The organism is Paenibacillus montanisoli (assembly GCF_003268025.1).
In the GTDB taxonomy this organism is placed as follows: Bacteria; Bacillota; Bacilli; order Paenibacillales; family Paenibacillaceae; genus Paenibacillus_Z; species Paenibacillus_Z montanisoli.
On record NZ_QLUW01000004.1, the window covers coordinates 287,782 to 310,516 of the forward strand.

Annotated in this window: 23 protein-coding genes; 10 read left to right on the forward strand and 13 right to left on the reverse strand. The window is 52.8% G+C overall.

Going from position 1 to position 22,735, the window contains the following annotated elements; translation table 11 throughout:
• Nucleotides 1–49: 49 nt before the first annotated feature.
• Nucleotides 50–868, reverse strand: a complete 819-nt coding sequence (locus tag DL346_RS20990) for a helix-turn-helix domain-containing protein (protein ID WP_165822605.1) — start codon at nt 866–868, stop codon at nt 50–52.
• 133 nt (nt 869–1,001) lie between these two features.
• On the opposite strand from DL346_RS20990, the gene DL346_RS20995 reads away from it, so the two are divergent.
• On the forward strand, nt 1,002–1,868 hold the full coding sequence (locus DL346_RS20995; protein WP_165822606.1) for a phytanoyl-CoA dioxygenase family protein: 867 nt from the start codon (nt 1,002–1,004) through the stop codon (nt 1,866–1,868).
• A gap of 166 nt (nt 1,869–2,034) precedes the next feature.
• On the opposite strand, the gene DL346_RS21000 is transcribed toward DL346_RS20995, so the two are convergent.
• Nucleotides 2,035–2,874 carry a helix-turn-helix transcriptional regulator gene (locus tag DL346_RS21000; RefSeq protein WP_112884332.1) on the reverse strand — a complete coding sequence of 280 codons (840 nt, stop codon included), beginning with the start codon at nt 2,872–2,874 and terminating at the stop codon, nt 2,035–2,037.
• A gap of 161 nt (nt 2,875–3,035) precedes the next feature.
• Here DL346_RS21000 and DL346_RS29790 point away from each other — a divergent pair, with 161 nt between their 5' ends.
• Together DL346_RS29790 and DL346_RS21010 are read left to right on the forward strand one after the other, a co-directional pair.
• On the forward strand, nt 3,036–6,236 hold the full coding sequence (locus DL346_RS29790; protein ID WP_112884333.1) for a S8 family serine peptidase: 3,201 nt from the start codon (nt 3,036–3,038) through the stop codon (nt 6,234–6,236).
• A 113-nt stretch (nt 6,237–6,349) separates the two neighbouring features.
• On the forward strand, nt 6,350–6,838 hold the full coding sequence (locus DL346_RS21010) for a hypothetical protein (RefSeq protein ID WP_112884334.1): 489 nt from the start codon (nt 6,350–6,352) through the stop codon (nt 6,836–6,838).
• Between the two features lie 81 nt (nt 6,839–6,919).
• Here DL346_RS21010 and DL346_RS21015 read toward each other — a convergent pair whose 3' ends face one another.
• From DL346_RS21015 to DL346_RS21025, 3 genes are read right to left on the reverse strand one after another with little or no spacing between them, the layout of a single operon-like run.
• Nucleotides 6,920–7,762: a sugar phosphate isomerase/epimerase family protein gene (locus DL346_RS21015; protein ID WP_112884335.1), complete on the reverse strand. Its 843-nt coding sequence runs from the start codon at nt 7,760–7,762 to the stop codon at nt 6,920–6,922.
• A gap of 29 nt (nt 7,763–7,791) precedes the next feature.
• Nucleotides 7,792–8,673, reverse strand: coding sequence for a sugar phosphate isomerase/epimerase family protein (locus DL346_RS21020; RefSeq protein ID WP_112884336.1), 882 nt, complete (start codon nt 8,671–8,673; stop codon nt 7,792–7,794).
• Between the two features lie 17 nt (nt 8,674–8,690).
• Nucleotides 8,691–9,770 carry a Gfo/Idh/MocA family protein gene (locus DL346_RS21025; protein WP_112884337.1) on the reverse strand — a complete coding sequence of 360 codons (1,080 nt, stop codon included), beginning with the start codon at nt 9,768–9,770 and terminating at the stop codon, nt 8,691–8,693.
• Nucleotides 9,771–9,851: 81 nt separating this feature from the next.
• Between DL346_RS21025 and DL346_RS21030 the strand changes: the two genes are divergently transcribed.
• Nucleotides 9,852–10,709 carry a helix-turn-helix domain-containing protein gene (locus DL346_RS21030; protein ID WP_112884338.1) on the forward strand — a complete coding sequence of 286 codons (858 nt, stop codon included), beginning with the start codon at nt 9,852–9,854 and terminating at the stop codon, nt 10,707–10,709.
• A gap of 63 nt (nt 10,710–10,772) precedes the next feature.
• Here the strand turns inward: DL346_RS21030 and DL346_RS29930 are convergent, their stop codons facing one another.
• Together DL346_RS29930 and DL346_RS21040 are read right to left on the reverse strand one after the other, a co-directional pair.
• Nucleotides 10,773–10,976, reverse strand: a complete 204-nt coding sequence (locus DL346_RS29930) for a helix-turn-helix transcriptional regulator (RefSeq protein ID WP_420849594.1) — start codon at nt 10,974–10,976, stop codon at nt 10,773–10,775.
• 294 nt (nt 10,977–11,270) lie between these two features.
• Nucleotides 11,271–11,861 carry a guanylate kinase gene (locus tag DL346_RS21040; RefSeq protein WP_338066320.1) on the reverse strand — a complete coding sequence of 197 codons (591 nt, stop codon included), beginning with the start codon at nt 11,859–11,861 and terminating at the stop codon, nt 11,271–11,273.
• 283 nt (nt 11,862–12,144) lie between these two features.
• Between DL346_RS21040 and DL346_RS21045 the strand changes: the two genes are divergently transcribed.
• The 4 genes from DL346_RS21045 to DL346_RS21060 all read left to right on the forward strand — a co-directional run bounded on the left by DL346_RS21045 (nt 12,145) and on the right by DL346_RS21060 (nt 15,590).
• Nucleotides 12,145–12,981, forward strand: coding sequence for a hypothetical protein (locus DL346_RS21045; protein ID WP_112884341.1), 837 nt, complete (start codon nt 12,145–12,147; stop codon nt 12,979–12,981).
• 130 nt (nt 12,982–13,111) lie between these two features.
• On the forward strand, nt 13,112–14,404 hold the full coding sequence (locus DL346_RS21050) for a glycoside hydrolase family 18 protein (RefSeq protein ID WP_112884342.1): 1,293 nt from the start codon (nt 13,112–13,114) through the stop codon (nt 14,402–14,404).
• 237 nt (nt 14,405–14,641) lie between these two features.
• Nucleotides 14,642–14,869: a PspC domain-containing protein gene (locus DL346_RS21055; protein ID WP_112884343.1), complete on the forward strand. Its 228-nt coding sequence runs from the start codon at nt 14,642–14,644 to the stop codon at nt 14,867–14,869.
• A 34-nt stretch (nt 14,870–14,903) separates the two neighbouring features.
• Nucleotides 14,904–15,590 (forward strand): PspA/IM30 family protein, encoded by a 687-nt coding sequence (locus DL346_RS21060; protein WP_112884344.1) that lies wholly within the window; start codon nt 14,904–14,906, stop codon nt 15,588–15,590.
• A 61-nt stretch (nt 15,591–15,651) separates the two neighbouring features.
• Here the strand turns inward: DL346_RS21060 and DL346_RS21065 are convergent, their stop codons facing one another.
• The gene (locus DL346_RS21065; protein WP_165822607.1) at nt 15,652–16,311 is read right to left on the reverse strand and encodes an HAD family hydrolase; all 660 of its coding nucleotides are present in this window, start codon (nt 16,309–16,311) and stop codon (nt 15,652–15,654) included.
• Nucleotides 16,312–16,451: 140 nt separating this feature from the next.
• Entirely contained in the window at nt 16,452–16,937 is a 486-nt protein-coding gene (locus tag DL346_RS21070; protein ID WP_112884346.1) for a hypothetical protein, read from the reverse strand.
• Nucleotides 16,938–17,253: 316 nt separating this feature from the next.
• Between DL346_RS21070 and DL346_RS21075 the strand changes: the two genes are divergently transcribed.
• Both DL346_RS21075 and DL346_RS21080 read left to right on the forward strand, forming a co-directional pair.
• A complete protein-coding gene (locus DL346_RS21075; RefSeq protein ID WP_112884347.1) occupies nt 17,254–17,451 on the forward strand; it encodes a hypothetical protein in 198 nt (65 codons plus the stop codon).
• A gap of 81 nt (nt 17,452–17,532) precedes the next feature.
• Nucleotides 17,533–17,775: a hypothetical protein gene (locus tag DL346_RS21080; protein ID WP_112884348.1), complete on the forward strand. Its 243-nt coding sequence runs from the start codon at nt 17,533–17,535 to the stop codon at nt 17,773–17,775.
• Between the two features lie 107 nt (nt 17,776–17,882).
• Here the strand turns inward: DL346_RS21080 and infC are convergent, their stop codons facing one another.
• From infC to DL346_RS21100, 4 genes are all read right to left on the reverse strand, one after another.
• Nucleotides 17,883–18,371, reverse strand: a complete 489-nt coding sequence (gene infC, locus DL346_RS21085; RefSeq protein ID WP_112884349.1) for a translation initiation factor IF-3 — start codon at nt 18,369–18,371, stop codon at nt 17,883–17,885.
• A gap of 132 nt (nt 18,372–18,503) precedes the next feature.
• The gene (locus tag DL346_RS21090) at nt 18,504–19,502 is read right to left on the reverse strand and encodes a glycosyltransferase (protein WP_112884350.1); all 999 of its coding nucleotides are present in this window, start codon (nt 19,500–19,502) and stop codon (nt 18,504–18,506) included.
• Between the two features lie 17 nt (nt 19,503–19,519).
• The gene (locus DL346_RS21095; RefSeq protein ID WP_112884351.1) at nt 19,520–21,235 is read right to left on the reverse strand and encodes a LamG-like jellyroll fold domain-containing protein; all 1,716 of its coding nucleotides are present in this window, start codon (nt 21,233–21,235) and stop codon (nt 19,520–19,522) included.
• Between the two features lie 170 nt (nt 21,236–21,405).
• Nucleotides 21,406–22,725 (reverse strand): PD40 domain-containing protein, encoded by a 1,320-nt coding sequence (locus tag DL346_RS21100; protein WP_165822608.1) that lies wholly within the window; start codon nt 22,723–22,725, stop codon nt 21,406–21,408.
• Between the last annotated feature and the right edge of the window lie 10 nt (nt 22,726–22,735).

Sequence of the window (22,735 nt, forward strand, 5' to 3'; positions counted from 1 at the left end):
TTAAAATCTAACGGTTGCCAGAAGCGTTACTTGGCCCAAATCGGAGTTATCAATCGACAATCAAGAATGTTTTTTCGATTCCCTCTATTCCGGCTGTCTGCGAACCGGCTCCCGATCGGCTTCTCGTCCGTTTGCGGTAGGCGACCGGCTGCTCGCCGGTCAATTCCTTGAACAGCCTGCTGAACTGGGAGGTCGTCGAGAAGCCGCAGTCCATCGCGATCGATGCCAGCTTCTTGTCGGTATTGACCAACTCGAGCTTCGCCTGGCTTACCCGCCTCTGAATCAAATACTGCACCGGCGATAAACCGGTGCTGCGCTTGAACAGATGCCGGAAGTAATCATAGCTGTAGCCCGAAATTTGAGCCAGCTGCGGCATATTGAGCTTTTGGCTGAAATTCTCGTCAATGTATAAGCGGGAATGGAGCAGCTTCTCGCTGTCCGGCAACGCGGACACCTTTTTGCCCGAGCGCTCCAGCTCGATGACGATCAGCTGCGTCAAAATGTCAAGCTTCACGCTGAACAGCGGCTTCTTCTCCAGCATCTCCTGTTTCATCTGCAGCAACAGCGTCAGCAAGGTCTTCCGTTCGTCATCCATATAGATGCCGTTGGCGAGCGGTACCGGATAATCGTCGTAGGTAAAGCCGATAAAGATGACGTCCGTCCTCGTATCGTGCCGTTCATCATGCAGGTTATCGGGCCTTGTCAGCGTAATCGTATTGGCGCTGTAAGGATACCACTCGCCGTTCAGGTTCATCATTCCGGTACCGCTTACATAATAGACCAGCTCATAACAATTATGTTTGTGCATGTCCACGTAGGTTCCGGGCTGATGCGTTGAGTAGAACAAAAAGTCGAACTTGCACTGCATGCTCGCCTGCTTCCCCATTCTCCGTTTAATGCAAGAAAAGAGCCATTTGATAATCGCTGCGGGCAACGCTTTCGGCTTACAATTGACTTCATTATACAACCAATAAATGCTACGGAGAAGGAGTGTTGCGTTCATGCCCGAACGGAATACCGGTCTAACCACGGAGGAAGTGAAACGGTATTGGGAGAACGGATTTCTGGTGTTCGACGACGTGCTTGCGCCGGAGGAAGTCGAGCTCTATCGGGAGATTTGCGCGAGCGACGCGGTCGTATCGAAGCGGTCGAGCGAGAGGTACAAGCAAGAAACGGTTCATCTGCTCGGTTTGACGGCGATGCATCCCGCGCTGCTCGACCTGGCCAGACATCCCGCCATCGTCGCCAAAATCGTTCCGCTACTCGGTCCGGACATCCAAATTCAGCATTCCAAGCTAGCCACGAAGCCGCCGTCCAAAGGGCTCGGCATGTTTCCTTGGCACCAGGATTTCGCTTTCTACCCGCACACGAATACCGACTTGCTCTCCGTGATGATCATGCTTGACGACGCCACGCCGGAGAACGGCTGCATGCAGATGGTGAAAGGCAGTCATAAGCTCGGCATGCTCGATCATTCGGTCGACGGTTATTTTACCGCGGCTTGCCAAGAGCCTGAGCGTTGGGAGCATTCCCCCGAGGACCAGATCGTGCACGTTACGCCCCGGGCTGGCGGCATCAGCATCCATCACTGTCTGACGCTGCACGGCTCGCCCGTAAACTTGTCCGGCAAGGAGCGCCGGGGCATCGTCATTTCGTACAGGGCCGATGACGCGTATCAGTTGGCGGACAATTTGTTCAACGACACCGGCATCATGGTTTGCGGGGAGCGCAAGGAAATCGTGCGCTGCGAGCCTGCCGCGTATCGGCTGCCGAAGCGCCGTCCGCCGTTCTCGAAGACGGCTGCGTACGCTCCTTTCGGCACGGCCTGGAATCAGGTCGGCAGCGAAGTGACGGACTATACACCGTGAGCGGGGCAAATAAGAGGCTGTCGGAAGACCTTGGTCGGCGAGATTCCGATTGAGAGGTTCGCGCAACCTGCTTTGGATACGTGGAAGCGGTGATAAGTGTAAAGAAGCCCTTTGCGCCTTTGCGGCGGCAATGGGCTTCTTTGAGCTGCGTTGCGGTTCCCGCCGTTCACTGCGGCGGTCGCTGATCGCGCATCATTTTGCGGTAATCGCTAGGGCTTACGCCCGTATGCTGCTTGAACATCTTCGAGAACTGATAGAGCGAGCTGCCGATCCGCTCGGCGGCCTCCGACACGGATATATCGGTCGCCAGCATCCACTGCTTCGCCTTTTCCATCCGCCGCTGGTTCAAATATTGGATCGGCGAGCAGCCCGTGACCGATTTGAACAGCCGAATCAAATAGTTCGGGTGAAAATGGACGAGCTCCGCCAGCTGGTCCAGTCTCACGTCGTCCGACAAATGATGATCGAGATACGCCAGCACTTGGCTTATCTTGTCGAGCGGCCCGCTTGCCGCCGTTTGCCGCAAAGAAACGCCTCCGCCCTGCTCCAGAAACTCGCAGAGCAGCTCCTGCAGCAGCAGCTTTGCGCGCAGCATCGATGTCAACCGGGTGCCCTGATGGTAATGGTGCACGAACTCGCCGAACCGCCGTGTCGTGGCGTCCTCATCAAGCACATCGACGCAACTCGGCGTATCCAGCAGCTGGAACAGCTCCTGCTCGCCCGCTCTGGCGTTAAAGTGGCAAAAAAACTTGGAGAACACCCTTCCCTCCAGTGTTCGCAATGACAGCATGGTACCCGCAGGCAGCACGACAAGCTGACCGCGCTTCGGATACAGCTCCTCATCGCCAATCCTCACATGCCCGCCATCACCCAGGAAATAATAGAGCCGGTTAAAGTCCGATAGAACGTCCATGTGATACCAGCTGGAGGTACAGGTGAAAAATGCCGCCTCCGATATATGCAGTTGAAGGTTCGATATATAGCTGCCCAGCGCTTCTCTTTGCACGTATAACAAACCCCGTTCATGTAGTGGATTAGCCTTACTTCTAATCTACTACAATTTTTATCCCTAGTTTTAATAAAATTTAATTAGAAACCGAATAAAGGCCGTGATAGAATCTTTCTGCATCCAATTTAATACTTTCATAGGCGAAGGAGAGAGGCTATTTGTCATTCAAAAAACGGCTCTTGAAGCTAACGTCCGCTACGGTGTGCTCGACACTTCTCGCAACGATGGTACTACCGCAAATCTCGTCGGCCACTCCCTCCAGTCCCCATTTATTTCACCCGAAATTTCCCGGTAAGCAAAACAGCTCTTCCGTCCCGTCTGCAGCCATCATCTCCAAATCCGTCAGCCTGAAACCCGCATTCATCTCTCCGAATCTGAAGACCGATTCAGCCGCCGAGACTCGCGTCATCGTACGGTTAAGCAGTCAACCGACCGCAGTCGGCAAATTCGCGGCTAAGGCCGGGGCTGGCAAACTTGCAGCCGAATCTACCGAAAGCGCCCTGCAAGCAGAGCAAACCGCCTTCATCGGCTCGGCATCTAAAAAAGGGCTGAAAATAAAAGTGCACCATCAATTCAAGACGGTCTTGAACGGTCTTGAAGTTTCGATTCCCGCCAACCAGATTCCGGAGCTCGCTAAACTCCCGGGCGTACTGTCCGTTTATGAGAACCGTACATACACACCTATTCCCGTTCAAGAACCATCTGCAGAAGAAAGCGACACTCCGTTCGATACGAATCCGATTCATCAAATCGGCGCTGACGCCGCATGGGCGAAAGGCCTAACGGGAGCAGGGCTCAAAGTCGGCGTCATCGACACCGGCGTCGACTATAAACACCCGGATTTAGCCGGTGCTTATAAAGGCGGCTATGATTCCTCTAATCAAGATAGCGATCCATATGAAGATTATGATCCCGTGAATCAAGCCTTTACGGAGCATGGCACGCATGTTTCGGGCACCATCGTCGGCAGAGCGGCCAACAAGACGTCAAGCCTCGTACAGAAAGGGATCGCTTACGAGTCTGATTTATATGTGTATAAAGTACTCTCCGCTACCGGGGACGGCAACTCTTCCGGCACAACGGCGACGGTCATCGACGGCATCGAGCGCGCTGTCCGGGACGGAATGGATGTCCTTAACCTCTCTCTCGGCGCGGATGGCGACAAGGATCCGAATTCCCCGGATGCGATCGCGGTCAATAACGCCGTGCTTGCCGGCACCGTTGTCGTTGTCGCAAACGGCAATGCTGGCGACGCATATCCTTATTACTATACGATGGGAACTCCGGCCACTTCTCAGCTTGGCATTTCGGTCGGTGCCGCGACAAGCCCGGGCAGCCGGTTTGAGGCTGACTTCTCCAGCTCATTGAGCGCAGCGTCCTATGAGCTGCACGCTATGGGGTGGCGCACAACGGAAGAAAACTTTAGCGATTTGCTTGGCGCAGCTCCGCTGGATGCGGTATATGTAGGACTTGGAAACGTGCAAGATTATGAAGGAATCGATGTAACCGGCAAAGTCGTGCTCATCTCACGCGGCATTATTCCATTCGTCGATAAAATCGCTTTCGCGAAGAGTCACGGCGCCAAAGCCGCGATTATATTCAATGGCAACGCCAATGCGGAAGGGCAAGCTGACCTTTCGGAATCCGTCGCAGGCCGTGACGGCTTTATCGGAAGCCTGGGTTTCCTCGGCGACAGCTTCGACTTCATTCCGACCTACGACATGTCCGGCGCGGAAGGCCGCGCGCTTGCCCGCTCCATTATCGCGGCGCCGGATACGCCGCTGACGTTTAGCTTCAGCGGATTTGAAGGCTCGGTTGCCGAAGGCGACCATATGGCGACCTTCAGCTCGAGAGGCCCGAATTCGGACAGCGCATTCGGCATTAAACCGGATTTCACCGCGCCGGGCGTAAGCATCATGTCCACATGGCCGATGTACGGCAAATTTGACAGGAAAGCGGATTACGATGAAGCCTATAACCGCATTTCCGGTACGAGTATGGCTACGCCGCATGTCGCCGGCCTGTCTCTGCTGCTGCTGCAAGAGCATCCGGACTGGACGCCGTTCGATGTTCGTGCCGCTCTGGCGAATACGGCGGATTCGACTTACGACGAAAGCGGCCAGCTGTATGATGTCTACACTCAAGGCGCAGGCCGCGTCAATATTGCCAATGCGATCGAAACACCGGCGTTACTGCAAACGATCGATGAGCTAACCATTTACAACAAGAACCTGCAGCCGGTTGAGGTAACGAACTATGGCGACAGCGCCAGCTTCGGCCTTATGGATGCCGGTGAAGCAGCCGCGTCCGGGCAGCTGCAGCTGAAGAACACCTCAGACTCAGCGGTCACCTATACGGCAGCCGTCGTCATGCATAACAATGTCAGCTCCTATTTGGATACGCCGGACCCATCCGCCATCGACGTTTCGCTGCAAGGGCTGACTAACGGGACCGTCACTGCTGCCGCAAACGCCGCGACGCCATTCACCTTATCGCTTGCGCCTCGCGCGAATGCCGCTGAGGGCATTTATGAAGGGGAAGTCGTGCTGCAAAGCGCCGGCTTGCCGACGCTGCACCTGCCTTTTGCCGTACATGTCGGAGATGAAACGCCGGACAGCGGTCTTGGGCTGCAGCAATTCGAGGTTGCACCGAAAGTCATTTCGCCTGCCTTTGAAGGAATTGAAGGCGTTCAGGAGTCGATGAATGCCAGCTTCGAACTGAAGGCCGACAACAGCAACTATCTCGATGTGGAGATCTATGATTTGGAAGACAATTTGCTCGGCATTTATACGGATTTCCTCAATATGGATGATAGCGGTCTCCATTTCATCGAACCGGGTACCTTCCAGATTGCCGGCTTGGGTACCGCTTACTATCCTGTCGATGAGAACGGCAATTTGATTATGAAAAACGGAAGCCCGGTTACGGCAAAGCTGACAGACGGCACCTACCGGTTGAACGTGAACGCTTTGCAATTGGGCATCGACGAGAACGGCGGTTTGTACCTAGAAACGGATGCAGCCGGAAACCCGATTTATTTCTCCGCGCTCACCACCTTCGGCGTTCAAACCGATGCGGATGCTCTATTGGTCAAAAAGGCCGCGACTGCTTTTAAAGCCAAGATAACGAACAACCTTACGCCGAACGAGCCGGTGCTGATCCTTCCGACTGCAAATGGCATTACTTACGCCGTAACGGGCAGCAGCAATCCTTCGCTCATCACGGCAGATGGTTTGTTCAAAGCAAAACCAAGCAGCACGACCACCGTTAAACTAACGGTAACCATCGCGTCGGCAGCATCTCCTGAAGTGTATACAAACGTGACGGTATCCGTTAAGCTTCAAGGTACAAAGCGTTAATTTCCAAAAAGGCCGTGCCCCCAAGCATCTGCATGCAGGGCACGGCTTTTTTTCGTTCACCAAGGCAACCTATCCACATGCCGCTTCGTCTAAGAAACAAGGGGGGTGAAGTTTTGCGAAGATGGACGATGCTGGTCCTCGGTTTAATTGTTACCTTGTTTGGGACAATCGGCTGCGCGAAGCAGGCGGAGAAGCCTTCTGCTGCAGAGCTGATCGAGCAATATGAAGCACCTCCAGAAGCCATGGCCATTGTTGACAATCAGGAGATTAAGCTCATTAAAGGCTCCTACCGTTGGAGAAATTCGATTGCCGACGCTCCCGCACCCAATGACTTGGTCAAGGACGGCATCCTTTACGCCGTTAAACCAGGCGCCACGCTAACGACTGACTTTTATGATCTTCCGCCACGCACAGTGTCGGGCGGACTCTGGGCGAATCAAACTAACACACCGCTTCCGAAACAAGAGAATAAGCTTCTGCTTCCATCAGAGCCCGGCATTTATATCCTGGTCATCAACGCAAGCTGGTCGGATGACGATTATGCGACTTACGCGGTAAAATTAGAAGTTCTAGCAGCAGAGAATACCGCTGATACCCAATAAAAAAACTTCGGATCGCCGGCGCATATGACGCATACGCCGTGATCCGAAGTTTTTATTTAAACCTGTAAAATACAAAGATCATTAAGCTTTCGCTGCCGCGACCGCAGCGCTAAGCTTCTCCACCGAGCGGGCCGTGCCGCTCTTCTGCTCCTCGAGTCCTTCATACTCGACGCTCATCCAGCCGTCGTAGCCGCCTTCGGCCAGCTTGGCGACGATGCGGGCAACGCCAACGTCGCCTTCCGTCGGTACGGCACCGATGAACGGCTGCCCGCTAAGCGCACGGAGTACGCCTTCCTTCTGCTCCTCGCCCACGCGCGCGAAATCCTTCGCGTGCACGTGCCGGACCAGCGGCTGCAGCGCTTCGATTGCCTGCGACGGCACATCGTCCACGAGCAGGAAGTTGCCCATGTCGAACGTGCTGCGAAGCGCCGGCGAACCGACCAGCTTGATGATCTCCTGCACTTGCTCCGCCTTGCCCGCGAACACGCCGTGGTTCTCCAAGCAGAGCACCACGCCCTTGCTCTCCGCGTAGGCAGCCCCCTGCTTCAGCCCTTCTACGATCCAGCCTTTACCCTGCTCGTAGCTGATGCCTTCCTTGCGGTCGCCTGCGAATACGCGAACGACCTCTGCGCCAAACTCTACGGCCATATCGACCGCGAGCACAATATCCTGCACCTGCGCACTGCGCTCCTCGGCCGTCGTTTTCACGAAATCGTTGCATGCGCCGAAGCAAGCAAGCTTTACGCCCGTACGGGACAGCGCTTCGCGAACCGCCGGCACGTCGCGCTCCTTATCCCAGAAAATGCTCAGCAGTTCCACGCCCTGCGCCCCTATCGATGCGGCGTAGTCGATAAAATCCGCATTTTGCCAAGATCCATCATACAAATATTTATGGCAGCTCCAAACGCTAACCGAGATTTTCATTCCTGTTCATCCTTCCGAAACGATGCACTTTAACGGTACCGTTTAATAAATTCAACCGCTTTGCGAATATCCAGCTCCGGCTTCGCGCCAACCTCGCGTTCTATCGTCAGGTAGCCCTTATAGCCGATGGACTGCAATGCCGCAAAATAGGCGTCAAAATCAACCGAGCCTTCGCCGAGCGGCACTTCCTCGAAATCCGCCCCTTCGGACGCCATTTGGGCGATATGCTCGTGCGTCATTTTCTGATAGCCGAGGAACCCGTACACTTGGCGCGGATCGACGACGCGAAGCCGCTTGCCGTCCTTCACATGCGTATGAACGATGTAATCCTTTAGCGTAATCACGCCTTGAACCGGGTCATCCCCCGTTACCATGACCATGTTGGCAGGGTCAAAATTCACGGAGACGCCGTTCGTGCTGAGCGTATCCAAGAAGCTCTTCAAATGCGCGGCCGGCTCCGGCCCTGTCTCGATCGCAAAATAAGAATTCAAGCTCTTTGCGTACTGGCCAAGCTCTTCGCATGCTTGCTGCATCGCCGAATAGATCGCGCCATCGCGGTCATCCGGCACGATGCCGATATGCGTCGTTACGACGTTAGTGCCAAGCTCCACAGCGAGGTCGAGAATGCGCTTCGACTTCTCCACCTTCTCCGGATTGGCCGCCGCATCCTGGAACCCATGGCCTCCGAGGTCGCCGCAAAGCGCCGAAATCTCAAGGCCAAGCCCATCAATATAAGACCGCAGCTCGCGTCTTGCGGCCGCGTTTAAATTCGCCGGATCCATTTCGCCGGATACCGCATAAATTTGAACGCCTTCCGCGCCTACCTCACGCGCTTTCAGCAAGCCTTCGCGCACGCCGATGCCGAAGCTGTCGACGATCACGCCTATTTTGTTCGTCAATGGATTCGTCATATCTATTTCAACCTCACTTATTCGCCAAAATGAATTTCTTTCCCGGTAGCAGCCGATTCATAGATCGCGCACAGCATGCGCGTTACTTCCACGCCGTCTTGCACCGGACTTAGCGTCTCCGTACGGCCGAGGCAGCTGTTCACGAAATGAGTGATTTCTCTGCCGAACGCATCCTCGAAATTAAAGGTCGGGTTATCGATCTGAGGCGTCATGTTTACGATCGTGTTATGCTTCTCGCCCATGACGATCAGCGCCGGCTCAACCTCAGCTCCGCCTTGATCGCCGTACAGCTTAACGGAAAGCTCATCCTTCTGAGCATGCAGCGTGAAGCTGACGTCAACCATGAGCGAAGCGCCGTTCTCGAAGCGGATCACCGCATTAGCCAAATCCTCGACATCGTTCTTCTCCGCATCGTAATCTGCCGCCTTGTAGAACGACAGGTTCTTAATATGCGCACGGTTGCCGAGTTTTCTGTACGTATTGCCGCTTACCGATTTCACCTTCGGCCGGCCCATGAGGTACCAGCAAATATCGATGATGTGGACGCCAAGATCAATCAATGGACCGCCGCCGGACCGTTCCTTGTCCGAGAACCAGCCGCCCGGGTTGCCCAGTCTGCGCAAGCAGGTTGCTTTCGCATAATAGATTTCGCCTAGATCGCCGGCATCGATGAAGCGTTTCAACACCTCGACGCTCGACGCGTAGCGCCGCACGAAGCCAACCTGCAGCAGCTTGCCCGAAGCTTCAACCGCCGCTTGTACCCGCTCCGCCTCTTCAACGGTTTTGCAAAGCGGCTTCTCGCACAGCACATGCTTGCCCGCCTCGAGCGCGGCAATCGCAATCTCGGCATGCGTATTGTTCCAGGTGCAGATGCTCACGGCATCGATGCCGGGATCCGCCAGCAGCTCATGGTAATCCGTGTAAATCCGCTGCGCGCCGTACTTGTCCGCCGCCGCACGGGCACGCGCCTCATTCTTATCGCAAACGGCAACAAGCACCGCATCCTCATTGCCCGCATAAGCGCCGAAGTGCGCTCCCGAAATGGAGCCCGCTCCGATAACGCCAATGTTTAATTTTTGACCATTCGCCGTTGTCATGATTTGCTCAACCTTTCCCTTCTGTAATCGTTTTCGATATAATGAGTGTACCTTGTGTTGAAGGATGGGAGAATGCACTCCATGCGAACCTACATGGACAATATGATCAGTACGCTTCCGATTCGCCTATTCGATTGCATGGTCGATTTGAAGAAGCTGCGCGTCAAATCGTTAGTGATTTATCATGCGGGCCATTTGCCAGGACGCACGTCCCAGCGCGCGGATGCCCACTTCGAAAGCTGGGCTTTCGTCTATATCGGCGCGGGCCGTGGGTATTATCAAGCCGGCTCCGGAGAGCGGCAAACGGTGGAAGCAGGATCGCTGTTCTGTTTATACCCCGGGGAGGTTTTCCAATACGGTCCGGATAGCGGCGGCTATTGGGATGAGTATTATTTCAACCTAGGCGGCGAGCGGATCGAGGAGTGGCTGTCCAGCTGGTACGAGCAACCCGATGCGGTAAAGTCCGTCGGCACCGACGAAAGCTTTCTGAACAAAATCGAGCTTATCTTCCAGCTCATCGACAGCGCCGTCCCCGTCAATCAAGACCGGGCCGCGCTTGCGCTGGAATCGCTGCTCTTCGATATGTCGCTGCGGGTGAACCAAGCGCAGGCCAGCAGCCGCGCCTTGTTCGTCCAGAAGCTGCTTGACGACTTGTCCGGCTCGGTCTATCAGCCGCTCGACAGCGCGGCGCTCGCGGCGCGCCACCATATTTCGATCCCGACGCTCCGGCGGATCGTGCACGACTACACCGGTTATCCGCTCGGCGAGTTCGTTCACCGGCTGAAGGTCGCCGAAGCGAAGAAGCTGCTGCTTAACACAGACAAGACGGTCATGGAAATCGCTTCGCTGCTCGGGTACTCGGATATGTTTTATTTTTCGCGATTGTTCAAAAAACTGACCGATACCGCCCCTTCCACTTACCGCGCCCAAATGGGGTGAAAAAGAAAAACCGTCCCTCAAGCTTGAATCTTGAGTGGACGGTTTTTAAACAGAAGCTTATACCTATTTTAGATGAACAAAGGTTGTAATAAATTGTCCTTTGTCTGATATTTTCGTCTTTGCATAGATTCTTTTTATAAGATTACGTACGGTTCCTTCCGTAATTCCCATCTCATTAGCGATTCTGAGGGCACTATAATTCATCAACCAGCCATATGCTGCTTGTTTCTCGCGATTTGATAATCCATACTTATCAAATGCTTGTATGAATCATATGATTAATGTGCAGCGTCCCATAGTTTATCTGCTACATATCCCCCGAGCGCTCCAGTCATAATCAGTTACCTCCAGTATTTGATAATTTCATTTAATATCATAATTTAATATGAAAAATTCCTATATATCCAAAATTGGATGTATGTGCAAACCACTCCATAGCCATATCTTGAGATCCAACTTGGATCATCCTACATGCTCGCGCTCAAAACCAAATAACCCCTTCTCAAAAGCAAAAGCTCGCCCCACTCAAGCTGGGACGAGCTTATTTCGGTTTCATCGGGATCAATCCCGCTCTTCCAAATTACGCTGCAGATAGGTCTCCAGCGTATTGGTAATGTCGAACACGGTGTGCGCGAGATCGTAATTCTCAAAGGCATGCTCGCAGGTGGATTGATAACGGATTGCCGTCTCATACTGATCCAGATTGGTTTTGATCACGTCCGGATCGATGCCCGCTTCGACCTGACGCTCTTGAACGGTGCGCCGGTCCGCATAGATGAACAGCCGCACAACCCGGTCGCCATACGTTTCTTTCAGCGCTTGAGCACCCTCGGGATTAAGAATCAAATAAATGCTTCCGCCCTTCTTCAGGCTGTACGCGATATCCTTGCCCCGCAAGCCGTAAAGGTTGCCGTTGATGGTGACGCTTTCAATAAAATCGCCGTCGGCATCGAACTGTTCATACAGCTCGGGGGTAATGAAATGGTAATCCTGGCCGTTCACTTCGCCCGACCGCGGCTTGCGCGTCGCATAAGAGATCACTTTTGTGATACCCAGCGTTGCGCCTACGCTATCGGCCACTGTTTTGCGTCCAGAGCCGTCCGGTCCTGTAAAAACGAATATCAGCTCGCGTTCCTTCTCATCGCTCATCATCACAGCCTCCTGAACTCTTCAGAATGGTTGAATCCTCGGTGCAGAAAACGAATTATAGCTGCAGGGTTGAAATATGCTTCTCCATTATAGCTTAAACCAGCAAAATCCATCAATCGATCCAGCGCCAAATACTTGACAATTTTTAGAAAATACGATACATTTTACGAAATCAACAAAACGATTTCCTTACGTTGGAAGCACCCGTAAGCAAAGGCAGAGCATGCCTTTCTTGCGGGTGTTTTTGCGTTTACAAGGGAATCCATCCTAAGGAGGCGTTTCCTCTATGCTACATTCTATGAAGAAGAAGCCGATTTCAGCCTTACTACTTGCATGGCTAGCGTTCCTGCTTGTCCTGCCCTCGCCCGCGGATGCATCGTCCGTAAAGCTGAGCAAGTCGACGGAGAGCAAGCTTTCGAAGCAAATCGCAGCGTCAAGCTCCGCCATGAAAGGGATGCTCGCAGCTCAGAAACAAGGCCTGGCCGCTCTCCAGATGAAGGAGGATGCGCTCGATACCGCAATCGGCTCTCTCCATTACAATAACGGCAAGGGACTCACGGATGTCCGCGCACGCATCGCGCAGATCGACGGAGCGAAGATCGCCAAGCTTACGAAGGACGTCAACGGGACTAAAGAGCGGTATAAGCCCTTATTCGCGCTCTACACGTCGTTGAATACGCAAATCAAGGACGCGAAATTTCTGAAGCTTAAGGTGCTGGCCGCTACGCTGCAAGCGCAAGCCGACAAGTTAAGGCCTGCCACCCAACTGGCGCGCGCGGACATTCGCCTGAAGGAAGAGGCGCTCCGGGCCGCAAAGGCTGCGGCATCGGCCAAGATCAAACATCTTCGCGCCAAGCTTGCCGAAGCGGATCCGCTGCGCAGCCAGATTAAGTCCGTGCAAGCCGTCGTGTCCGGCTCGAAGAAGAACATCTCCCCCGTCATCAAAACGTTGAACGAAGCGATAAAAGCCGGCTCCGGGGAAGGGACGCTGCAATCGATTACGACGCTCGTCTCGATCTCCCGTTCCATCGTGGAGCAGAAGCAGCGGGTTCATGCGTTCGAGACGCGCATTACCCGCATCATCCGCGATACTAAAGCGGAGATTCCGGCCTCCGGCACCTAGCCTGCGCGATAAAACCTTGACATGTGCGGCTGCGAAACGGAATAGCATGAAAGAGGCGAATACCGGCTTACTGACCGCGCCCGGCAACATGCGAATTGCCAGGCAGGCTGTACATGAGGAGGGGAACGCGATGCAAATCCATGTCGTGCAGGCGGGACAGTCGCTGTACGGGCTGTCGCAGGCATACGGAATACCCGTAACCGACATTACTTCGGCCAATGAAATATCGCCAAACGATACGCTGGTGATCGGACAGGCACTGGTTATCCCGATCGTCGGCCAATATTATTGGGTGCAACCGGGAGACACGTTGACAACGGTCGCCCGCAAATTCGGCTCGACAGCCGGGGCGCTGGCTTCGGTCAACCGCATCGGCATAAACAGCGTCCTGCATGTCGGGCAGCGCTTATACATCCCCCCGGCGCCCAAGTGGCGGGCCGTCGTGAACGCCTATATCGATCCGCGGGGAACGACGGTTTCTCCGGCCTTGACCGAGTCCGCTAGGGAAGCGGCCCCGCACCTGACGTATTTGGCTCCATCGAGCTTCCGCATCCAGCGCGACGGCACGATTGCGCTGCCGCCCCTAGACGATCTCGGAGCGATCGCGCAGCAGAATCGGACCGCGATGATGATGACGGTGACCAACCTGGAGGGCGATCAATTCAGCGCCGAGCTCGGACAGCTGGTCATGAACGATACGGCGCTGCAGGATAAGCTTATCGCGAACATCGTGGAGACGGCGAAGCGGCTGAATTACCGCGACGTCCATTTCGACCTGGAGCATCTTCGTCCGGAGGACAAGGAAGCCTACAATCGGTTTCTTCGCAAAGCAGTCGTGCCGATTCATGAGGCCGGCTTAACGATGTCCACGGCGCTTGCTCCCAAAACGAGCGCCGCGCAGCAGGGCGCCTGGTACACCGCTCATGACTACAAGGCGCACGGGCAAATCGCGGACTTCAGCATTATTATGACATATGAGTGGGGCTACAGCGGAGGTCCCCCAATGGCGGTCTCCCCTATCGGACCGGTCCGTAAGGTATTGGAATATGCGCTTACGGAAATGCCCGCCGACAAAATCGTCATGGGGCAAAATTTATACGGCTACGACTGGACGCTGCCTTACGTGCCGGGCGGCGCGTATGCCCGAGCGATCAGTCCCCAAGCAGCCATCGGGCTCGCGAGGCAGTACAACGCGCAAATTTTATATGACTACACGGCCCAGGCGCCGCACTTCTCGTATTGGGACAATAGCGGGAAGGAGCATAAAGTCTGGTTCGAGGACGCCCGCTCCATCCAGGCGAAATTTAATCTTCTTAAAGAACTCCGGCTGCGCGGCATCAGCTATTGGAAGCTCGGCCTCAGCTTCCCGCAGAACTGGCTGCTGCTCGAGGAGAATTTTAACGTCGTCAAATTGCTGCCCTAACCAAGAAGAAGAGCATTCCGCAAGCAGCCTTCCCCCACACCGAGGGCGCTGCGCGATATGCTCTTTTTTGACGTTTATGGCCGCCTGAGGTCGGAGGCCTCCCCCGCCTTAAGGCCAGCTTTAAGAACAGCCGTGAGACCGTTTCGAGAGAGGCCGCGTTATTTTACACTAGGTTTATCAGTTAACCGATATCCCTTCACCATAAACGGCAACAAATTAAAAGGAGATGTATTGAACATGAAGAAGCTTTACCGCTCGACTCTAAACCGCAAATTGACCGGCTTGGCCGGCGGCCTCGGCGAATGGCTTGGCATCGATCCGACCATCATCCGGCTCGTGCTGATCGTATCCGGCGTTTTCAGCTTCGGCACGACGCTGCTCGCATACGCAATCGTCAGCCTGATCGTGCCGAAAGCGCCGTTCGAGGTGCTGACGCCGGACAGCCGCTTCCACTACCACGTTTAATTCACAACACTAACTAATTAGGAGATGTTCACAAATGGGATTGTTAAACCGAATTTTCAACATTACGCAAGCAGCCGCCAACGAATTGCTCGATAAGCTGGAAAATCCGGCTATGATGCTGAATCAGTACGTACGCGGAATGCAGGATGAAATCGCCGCAGCGCAGCAGGAACTGATCAAGCAGGAAGCGCTGGCCAAGGGGCTGGCGCAGCAGGCGCATGAAGCGAACGTCATGGCGGAGCACAGCGAGGCCAAAGCGCTCGAAGCCATGCGCGCCGGACAGGAAGCGCTGGCACGCGAAGCGCTTGCCGCGAAGCTGCATTACGCTGAGAAAGCGCAGCAATCTTCACAGCTGCAGGAGCAGGCGAAGCTCACGATCGCCGAACTGACGCATCGCCTGGAAAAGGCGAAGGCCGAACTGCCTCAGCTTCTCAAGAAGCGCGAGGAATTGCTCGCCCGCATTCAGCAAACGGCGGCGAAGGCCCGCACCGGGATGCCTAGCTTCAGCGTAGGCCGGGCAAGCCTGGAAGGCGGATCCGCGCTTCGCGGCTTCCAGCGCATCGAGGAGAAGATCGCGCAGTGGGAAGCGCATGTGGCACTATCCCGCCAGCCTTACGGCGAAGCTTATGGCAGCTCGACAGCTCCCGCCGGCACGTCAAACAAGGATGCGCTCATCAATGAGCAATTGGAGCAGCTGCGCAAAAAGCTGCCGACGGAATAACGAAACGAAAACAACCTGACGAGGTAACGCACCGCTCGTCAGGTTGTTTTTTCATTTCATGCTACTTGAAACGTTCGAGCAGCTCCGCTAGCGATTGCCCCTCGAAGCTTTCGATCATCGCTTCCGCCCCGGACAAATCCATATGCGCCGTCACCGGGTTTGGCAGCGCAATGGCCCGCAGCCCCGCAGCCTTCGCCGCTTTCAGCCCGTTTAGCGAATCCTCCACCGCTACGGCTTCTGACGTCCTCACGCCAAGCGCTTCGATCGCCAGCAAGTACAAAGCCGGGTCCGGCTTCGCGCGTTCCACATCATCCCGGGTGCAGATCACCTCAAAATACGATGCGATCCCTTGCTCCCGCAAGTGCCGGTCGATCCAGACCCGATCCGAGCTGGAAGCAAGTCCGATCCGCAGTCCCAGCCGCTTCGCCTCCTCGAGCACCGCAAGGGTGCCTGGACGAAGCGCCGCCCCGCGCAGCGTTTCTTCGTGCAACGCATCAAACCGCTCTTTCAGCGCAGCACGATCCAGCGCCCTTCCCGTCAAGCGCTGCAAATCCTCATACGGATCATAGGCTCCGCCCACCGTTCCTACGCAAAGCGCCCATCGTTCCAACGCAAGCTGCTGCCCGTGTTCTTCATAGACTCTGCTAAACGCGTCGTAAGCGCAGGATTCGGTATCCACCAGCGTGCCGTCGAAATCAAAAATGATTGCGCGAATGGTCATCGTCATCACTCCTCCTTTATCTCACTATAACCGAAACAAAAAACCGCCAGCAACGAAAGTTGGGCCGCAGTCGGACACTTTGTTAAAAGCGCCTTTCTGCGGCCCAACACTGAATGGATATTGACGGTTTGGCCTGCCGTTTATAACAGGAAGAAACCTTCCTCCTGCAAATACTGCTCAGCTTCTTCATAGGTTTCCAAAACCATCTCAAGGTTCGGTCCGGCATACACGTACCATAGATCGTCTTCATGCCTTAAGATCAGCGATTGCCTATCCGGCCCGTACCAGGTCGACGATTGCACTCCGCTACGCGGGGCTGAAAAACTCTTCATTGCCAGCTCCGGTTCCCGGTGGGATAAGGAGCGGATCGATTCCGCAACCAGCTGCCGAAGCGTCTGGGCATCGTAATCGCGAATGTTCACAAACCCCTTCTCATCGGTCTCGTAGCCGCTTAATTGTCCGGCGTACACGTACCCGTTACCGTTGGGATGCAGATGGAACGCCACATTTTTCTTATCGTATAAGCTTTCCTCATACTGATAATTGACACGGCCGAGTGACACGTCCTTCCGCTTGAGCTCAGGAAAGGACTCCAAAATCGAAAGCTTCTCGTCGAAACTGAGCATAATCGCCTCCGGAAAACGGTAATATTTTGCTGCCCATTATAACACAGCAGCCAGACAAGACCAAACTGACACGCCGCGGCAGATTAGAAGCAGGCAGACGCTGGCCAAGTCGTCATACTAATACGACATTTTATGTCGCGGCAGCTATTTTATACTTATCCACGTAAATACTACTTAAGAGGTGCTGCACCTTGAGCAACATGCATCGCATCCAATGGTTTGATAGTCGGATAGAGAAGGCAAATACCCAAACAGCACGCAGCTGGCGGCACAGTTTGAAATTACGAAGCGCCAAGCGCAGCTGGACATCGAATATATGGCCTACTCGCTTTCAGCCTCCTTGCTTTATGGCGCTAAATATCGCGGATACTGCTACGCGAATAAAACATACGCGCTTTCCCTGCTCTATATGACCGACGACGAGAAGAAGATTTTAAAATATTTAGCCTATCGGATGAAGCTGTTCATGCGGGAAACGGTTCATAACCGGTTCCATGACATTGCTTTAAGATAATTCTTACCATCTCTGGACAGAATAGGGGTGATTGGTGACATACCTGCTCTTCTATTCCATGCAAAGGTGGCTTATTCAAACATGCAAAACCGCGACAACCACGACGACCACTATGATGAATACTACAACGAGACCTCCAACACGGCTGCTGGCATTAACACGCCGAGAGACCATGAAGATACCAGCCCGCTGGATTTGATCAGCCATGCGATCGAGGAAATCGTCGATAACGTGCAGCATGCTTTTGACAACGACGATGACAATGATGATGCCGACATCGACCGGACTCGGTATACCAACCGTGCCGACGGTCATTCGTTCTAAGGTTTGGCTGACTGTCCAAGCGAGGTGCCCTGTGCCTTGCTTGGACTTTTTTTATGATGCGTGGAATAAAAAAAAGAGCACCGCAATGGATGCTCTTCCTTTCAGGCTTATAGCGGCAGTACGCGCACGGCTGCCTGTTTGCCGCTTAGCTGGATGCCCGTTTCCTTCTTGCCGCTCCCGGCAAGATCCTTCAGCAGCTGCTCCAGCAGCTCCTTCGCCTTCGGCCCTTCCTTGCCTTGAACCTTGACGACAAGGTCAACCGCATTCCCGGACGCAAGCAGCTTCTCGCATTGGCGAAGCTTCGTATCGTAATCATGGTCCTCGATCTGCGGCGTCAGCCGGATCTCCTTCGCCTTAAGCGGCTGGTCCTTCTTCCGTTCCTCGCGCTTCGCTGCGGACGCTTGCTCCTTTGCCGCGCTTCGGCTGATCAGCGAACACGGCGGCGGGCTGCTCATCAGCGAGGTGCAAATTAAATCGACTTTGTGCTGCTTGGCGAGCGCCAGCGCTTCCTCCCGCGATACGATGCCTAAGTCCTCACCATCGAGTCCTGTTAGCAAAACCTCTGACGCTTTGATTTGTTCATTCATAACTAACATGGATTTGCCTCCCGTTCACACATCATCACTGTTCTACAAATTCGATTAAGTCTTCGAACCTTGGATTGATTCTACACTGACGATAGGTACTATGTCTTCATGATTCTCAGTGATGCGTGATGCGTCCGCAACTTATCCGAATATTTGATTTGAGCATTGGAACGGATCCGTATACTGATTCTGCAAAGTCAGGTTATGGCGGTAATGGATGCGTGCATGGTGGGATATTGGTTCACCATCGCAGTAGTAGTCATAACTCCAAGGTTCATTTCCCAACAGGTTTTGGCCCATGTTGGCAATTTCCAACTTATATTGATTAGCTAGCGAATGTACCGCGTTATTTTTGTCTGGAACGTACTTATTAAGCATTCCCTCAAAGGCAAAAGAATCAAAACCGGAGAAATGGAAAAACCGCAGCGGAAGTCCATTCGTCAAATAATCGCCTTGGTCAGAAATCGTTATCTTTCTGCGTGACAAATTCCAGGGTGCAACGTTATAACCGCAGTGTTTCAAAATTAGGATATCAAAAAAACTTGGCGCCAAATCCATCCATTTTTGATCGGTGAATAAGCCTTGCGGAATATTGTCATGACAGAACTTTAGAAGCCTGTTTGCCCACCAGTGAATAAAGCGAAGTGATTCGTCAGAACGGCTTATCGCAAGAAAACCAAGGTTAAACGCCCCGTGCTGCAAGGCGCAAATCTCATTGTCCCAAACAGCTTCCAGTGATTCTTCCGGCTCCAAAAGATGGGGAGTCAACACAATCGAATGGTGGTTTAGCGCCTTCTCCAGTTCATTTAACCGGCCCAATACAAATATATCAGGATCTAGATAAACAAATTTGTTTGCGGTTTTATACTTGTTCAACAAATACAAAAAAAGGTTTCCTTTAACCGCAGTTGAGGCCTCTACCTTATTATGCATAAAAATAAATCTCTTAAAATCGGGTATCCCTAAATCTGTTGCAAGGATGATTTCATCAAAATAGTCGAAATCTTTGCAAGCGGGATGGATTTTTTCTTCAAGCAAACAGATTACCACGGTTGTATTCGGGTTCTTTTCCTTCATTGATTTCGCTAGTACCTTAGCCTTAGGGATATAGTTTGCATTAATTGAAGTACAAACAATCAATTATATCTTCTCCTTCATCACTTTTGGTAGGGATTAACCTCCAACGTATATCTCGAGCGCGGCAACTTAATGAATTCCCGAACTGCATTTATATCCAGGAGGAATTGAAACAAATCGTGCTCTCCATCAAAAACGCGCCCGATAGGTTGTCTCTTGTGATTGCGGACGGTCTCAGCTATGTTACCGCTGTTTGCGTAGGTCAACACAGGAACCCCTGCGGCTATGGACTCGTAAAGAGTATAGGAAAAACTTTCAGGAACAAGCGACCATAGCAGGACTAGATCAATGCCGTTTTCCGTTAAAAGCTCGGTAGCCTTCATCACTCCGTCACGAATAAAAGAATAACCATAAGTCTTAACATTCGGAGCATGTTGTTCAAATGAACCGATATGATAGAGGTCATATGCGTCATTTAACACTGGAGATCGATATATCTTCTCCCAAGTGGACCACCCTTTCGTTTCTGCTTTGTAGCCTAAGAAAGCCAATCTTATTTTTCTGGCGGAGACACTAGGGTCGTGTGTTTTTTCCAATTTGTTCGTTAAATTGACATATGGTTGAATAGATATTTTATTCCCTAAATGGGAATATACTCCCGTTAACTTTGATGCAATAAACTCTGAAGGTACTATAATATGGTCAACACGACTAAGAATATGACCGTATTTTTCACGCCAATTCTTCATAATTGGATATAAATCGTGCATGCAAAAAGTAGTTTTCACTTTATTTTTGCTTAAAACCGTCGCAAGACGATCAAAATCGAAATAGCGCCAATGCAACAAATGGTGGATGAATGCCCTCTCTAAATTTCGTTTCCGCAGCATGTCTGAAAGCTCATCGATCCGGAAATAGCCAAGAAAACTAAAGTCGATGTTAACCCCATAGATCGATTCACCTTGCTCCAAGAAAGGATAATAAGCGCCAGGAAAAATCTGTATGACACTAATCCCTTCTTTATGGAAATACTGAACTTGTTCATGGATACATTTTTCAGTTCCACCGATAGAAATAAGATAGTTCGTATGAGAAAAAAGGACTACCTCCCGTATATGTTTTTTCTTTGCGATCCCCCAATTGCACGTTCCGTTAATTCGGGCATGATTCATATGGGGCGAACTGTCATATAAGATAGAGCCCAACCCCTCATCTACCCTCCAATATCCCCAAAGCCCGGGTTCATTTCCGGCCAGCTTTTTATACATATCGTTCATAATCTGTTTCTGTGAACGTGCGTAATTCCAAATTCTTATATCTTTCAATTGGCCGATAAAGGATCCATACCCTTGAAGCGAAGCAAATATGCTGGAGGGATGAACGAAAGTTTTCCTGCTGGTTACGCCTGTCTTTATAAATTTTCCATTCATATAAAGAGATGGTGTCTTGTTGTTGTAAACAACAGCGATATGTGTCCAGTCGGTAATGGAACCTTGGTAGACCAATACAGCGGGCATATAATCCGTGGTATGTTCATAAACGGAAATGCCGTTTATGCCAATCGAAACACCGGCCCCAGCTTTATTCGGTTGCTGCCCATGCTGAGCTGCTATTACGTATCTTTGTCCTGAAACGCCAGCTACACCGTCTGCAGATTCCAAATCAATCTCATGCTCTGCTTCAGGTTTAACCCAAAATTCATAGGTGAAAGAATCCCTAATTGAATCAAATAATGATTGAGCAACAATCTCTCCGTTACCACCGAAAAATTGTAGATATACATCTTTTGGTTTCATAGTTTCCTCCTTTTCAAGTTATCAGGATTGTCCAATATGGTATGGTACTTCATAATGTATTCATAATCTTGTTTTATGAAAAAGATATACGTCTAAAAGATATATATTTTCTATTAATAGCCAAAAAAAAGAACACCTTTTTACAGGTGTTCCTCGTTTTAAAGTATTTTTTATCGCACAAAAAAACGCAGTACAGTGTGCCAATCCCACTGCTCATAGTAATTCGATCCCTGATCAATGTCCGCGATCCACCGGACCGCCCGATTCCCGCTCTGTCCCGGCGCCGCCACGAGCACATTGGCCATGCTCCGATTGGACCGCACCCAGCCAAGCCCGTTCACGCCCAGCGACTCCGGACCGTAATCTCCGTAACCCGCCGCACTCTTCGTAATCCGCTTCTGCCGCTCTCCATCCACGCGCACATTGACCAGGAAAGGAAACGGCTTCTGCGCCGGACTCTCGTCAGCTGTCACAGCCTTTGCCCGAGAAACGACGATATCGACCGGACTTCGCCATGTTAGAGCCTGATCCACGTAACCGGCTGGCGTGAAATCCGAACGCGGCTGTATATCCGGAACCGACGTCACCCGAAGCTGTTTATTCGACGTGGCCTCTCTGCCGATTCCGCCGATATAGGCAAGCTTATCGTCCTCCATCGACCACTGGAACCAATCGGCATTGTTCGCCATTTGGTCCACGGGCTTAAAGGTCGCGCCGTCCGCGGAAAGGACGCACAGCGTATTGCTGTCAGCCGACAGGGAGGCGGTTGGCGTAGCGAGAAAAGCCATCCATTTGCCGGTTGCCGACCACTTAAACGTGCTAGTTCCGACCACTGGCAGCTCATTCAGCTGCGTAGGAAGCACGTAGAGCTGATCCGCTTGAGCGGAGCCTCCATCTACAGGCATTTTGATCCGCATCAGCCGAACCGGCGTCCAACCGTCCGGCAGCAGCTCCGCCTGCGTCGAAACGACGAACCCGTCGCCCTCCGGCAGCCAGGCAAAGCTGCTGATTTTGCCGACTGAGCGCGTCACTTCAACCGGTTGCGCCCCTTCCTGCTGACCCACGACGTAGAGCCGCTGATCCTTCAGATATGCCAGCAGTCCGCTGCGCGGCGACCATTTATAGCCTCCTTCAAAGATCCCCGTCGTCTCCACCACATGCTTGGTTCTCGTCGGCGCGTGCAGCATCCACAGCTGTTGTGCAGTTTCGCCCGTAGAGTAGGCAAGCCACTGACCGTCATGCGACCACTCCGGCGAACGGACATGCTCCGCTCTCGTAAGCTGCCTCTCATTGTCGTTCTCCTTCATCCAAAGCGCGCCTCCGCGCACGAAAGCGGCTAGCAGCGGCTTGTCCTGCGGCGGCCGTTCCGCGCGAGCTTGTGTCTGATTGATCCCGACCATCCATACGACAGCAATAACGGCCAATACCGCTGCAAGGATCCGACGTCCCCTAGCTTGGCCTATCCAGATCGTTCCGAATCTATTCTTCATGTGCCCTCCA

Excerpts from the sequence above, each read along its gene's own strand:
- DL346_RS21030 (WP_112884338.1), top strand. The coding sequence starts at position 9,852 with ATGCGAACCTACATGGACAATATGATCAGTACGCTTCCGATTCGCCTA.
- DL346_RS21050 (WP_112884342.1), top strand. The coding sequence starts at position 13,112 with ATGCAAATCCATGTCGTGCAGGCGGGACAGTCGCTGTACGGGCTGTCG.
- DL346_RS21055 (WP_112884343.1), top strand. The coding sequence starts at position 14,642 with ATGAAGAAGCTTTACCGCTCGACTCTAAACCGCAAATTGACCGGCTTG.
- DL346_RS20995 (WP_165822606.1), top strand. The coding sequence starts at position 1,002 with ATGCCCGAACGGAATACCGGTCTAACCACGGAGGAAGTGAAACGGTAT.
- DL346_RS21040 (WP_338066320.1), bottom strand. The coding sequence starts at position 11,861 with ATGATGAGCGATGAGAAGGAACGCGAGCTGATATTCGTTTTTACAGGA.
- DL346_RS21100 (WP_165822608.1), bottom strand. The coding sequence starts at position 22,725 with ATGAAGAATAGATTCGGAACGATCTGGATAGGCCAAGCTAGGGGACGT.
- DL346_RS20990 (WP_165822605.1), bottom strand. The coding sequence starts at position 868 with ATGCAGTGCAAGTTCGACTTTTTGTTCTACTCAACGCATCAGCCCGGA.
- infC (WP_112884349.1), bottom strand. The coding sequence starts at position 18,371 with ATGTTAGTTATGAATGAACAAATCAAAGCGTCAGAGGTTTTGCTAACA.
- DL346_RS21065 (WP_165822607.1), bottom strand. The coding sequence starts at position 16,311 with ATGACCATTCGCGCAATCATTTTTGATTTCGACGGCACGCTGGTGGAT.
- DL346_RS21060 (WP_112884344.1), top strand. The coding sequence starts at position 14,904 with ATGGGATTGTTAAACCGAATTTTCAACATTACGCAAGCAGCCGCCAAC.
- DL346_RS21075 (WP_112884347.1), top strand. The coding sequence starts at position 17,254 with ATGGCCTACTCGCTTTCAGCCTCCTTGCTTTATGGCGCTAAATATCGC.
- DL346_RS21080 (WP_112884348.1), top strand. The coding sequence starts at position 17,533 with ATGCAAAACCGCGACAACCACGACGACCACTATGATGAATACTACAAC.
- DL346_RS21045 (WP_112884341.1), top strand. The coding sequence starts at position 12,145 with ATGCTACATTCTATGAAGAAGAAGCCGATTTCAGCCTTACTACTTGCA.
- DL346_RS21095 (WP_112884351.1), bottom strand. The coding sequence starts at position 21,235 with ATGAAACCAAAAGATGTATATCTACAATTTTTCGGTGGTAACGGAGAG.
- DL346_RS21015 (WP_112884335.1), bottom strand. The coding sequence starts at position 7,762 with ATGAAAATCTCGGTTAGCGTTTGGAGCTGCCATAAATATTTGTATGAT.
- DL346_RS21025 (WP_112884337.1), bottom strand. The coding sequence starts at position 9,770 with ATGACAACGGCGAATGGTCAAAAATTAAACATTGGCGTTATCGGAGCG.
- DL346_RS21020 (WP_112884336.1), bottom strand. The coding sequence starts at position 8,673 with ATGACGAATCCATTGACGAACAAAATAGGCGTGATCGTCGACAGCTTC.
- DL346_RS21070 (WP_112884346.1), bottom strand. The coding sequence starts at position 16,937 with ATGCTCAGTTTCGACGAGAAGCTTTCGATTTTGGAGTCCTTTCCTGAG.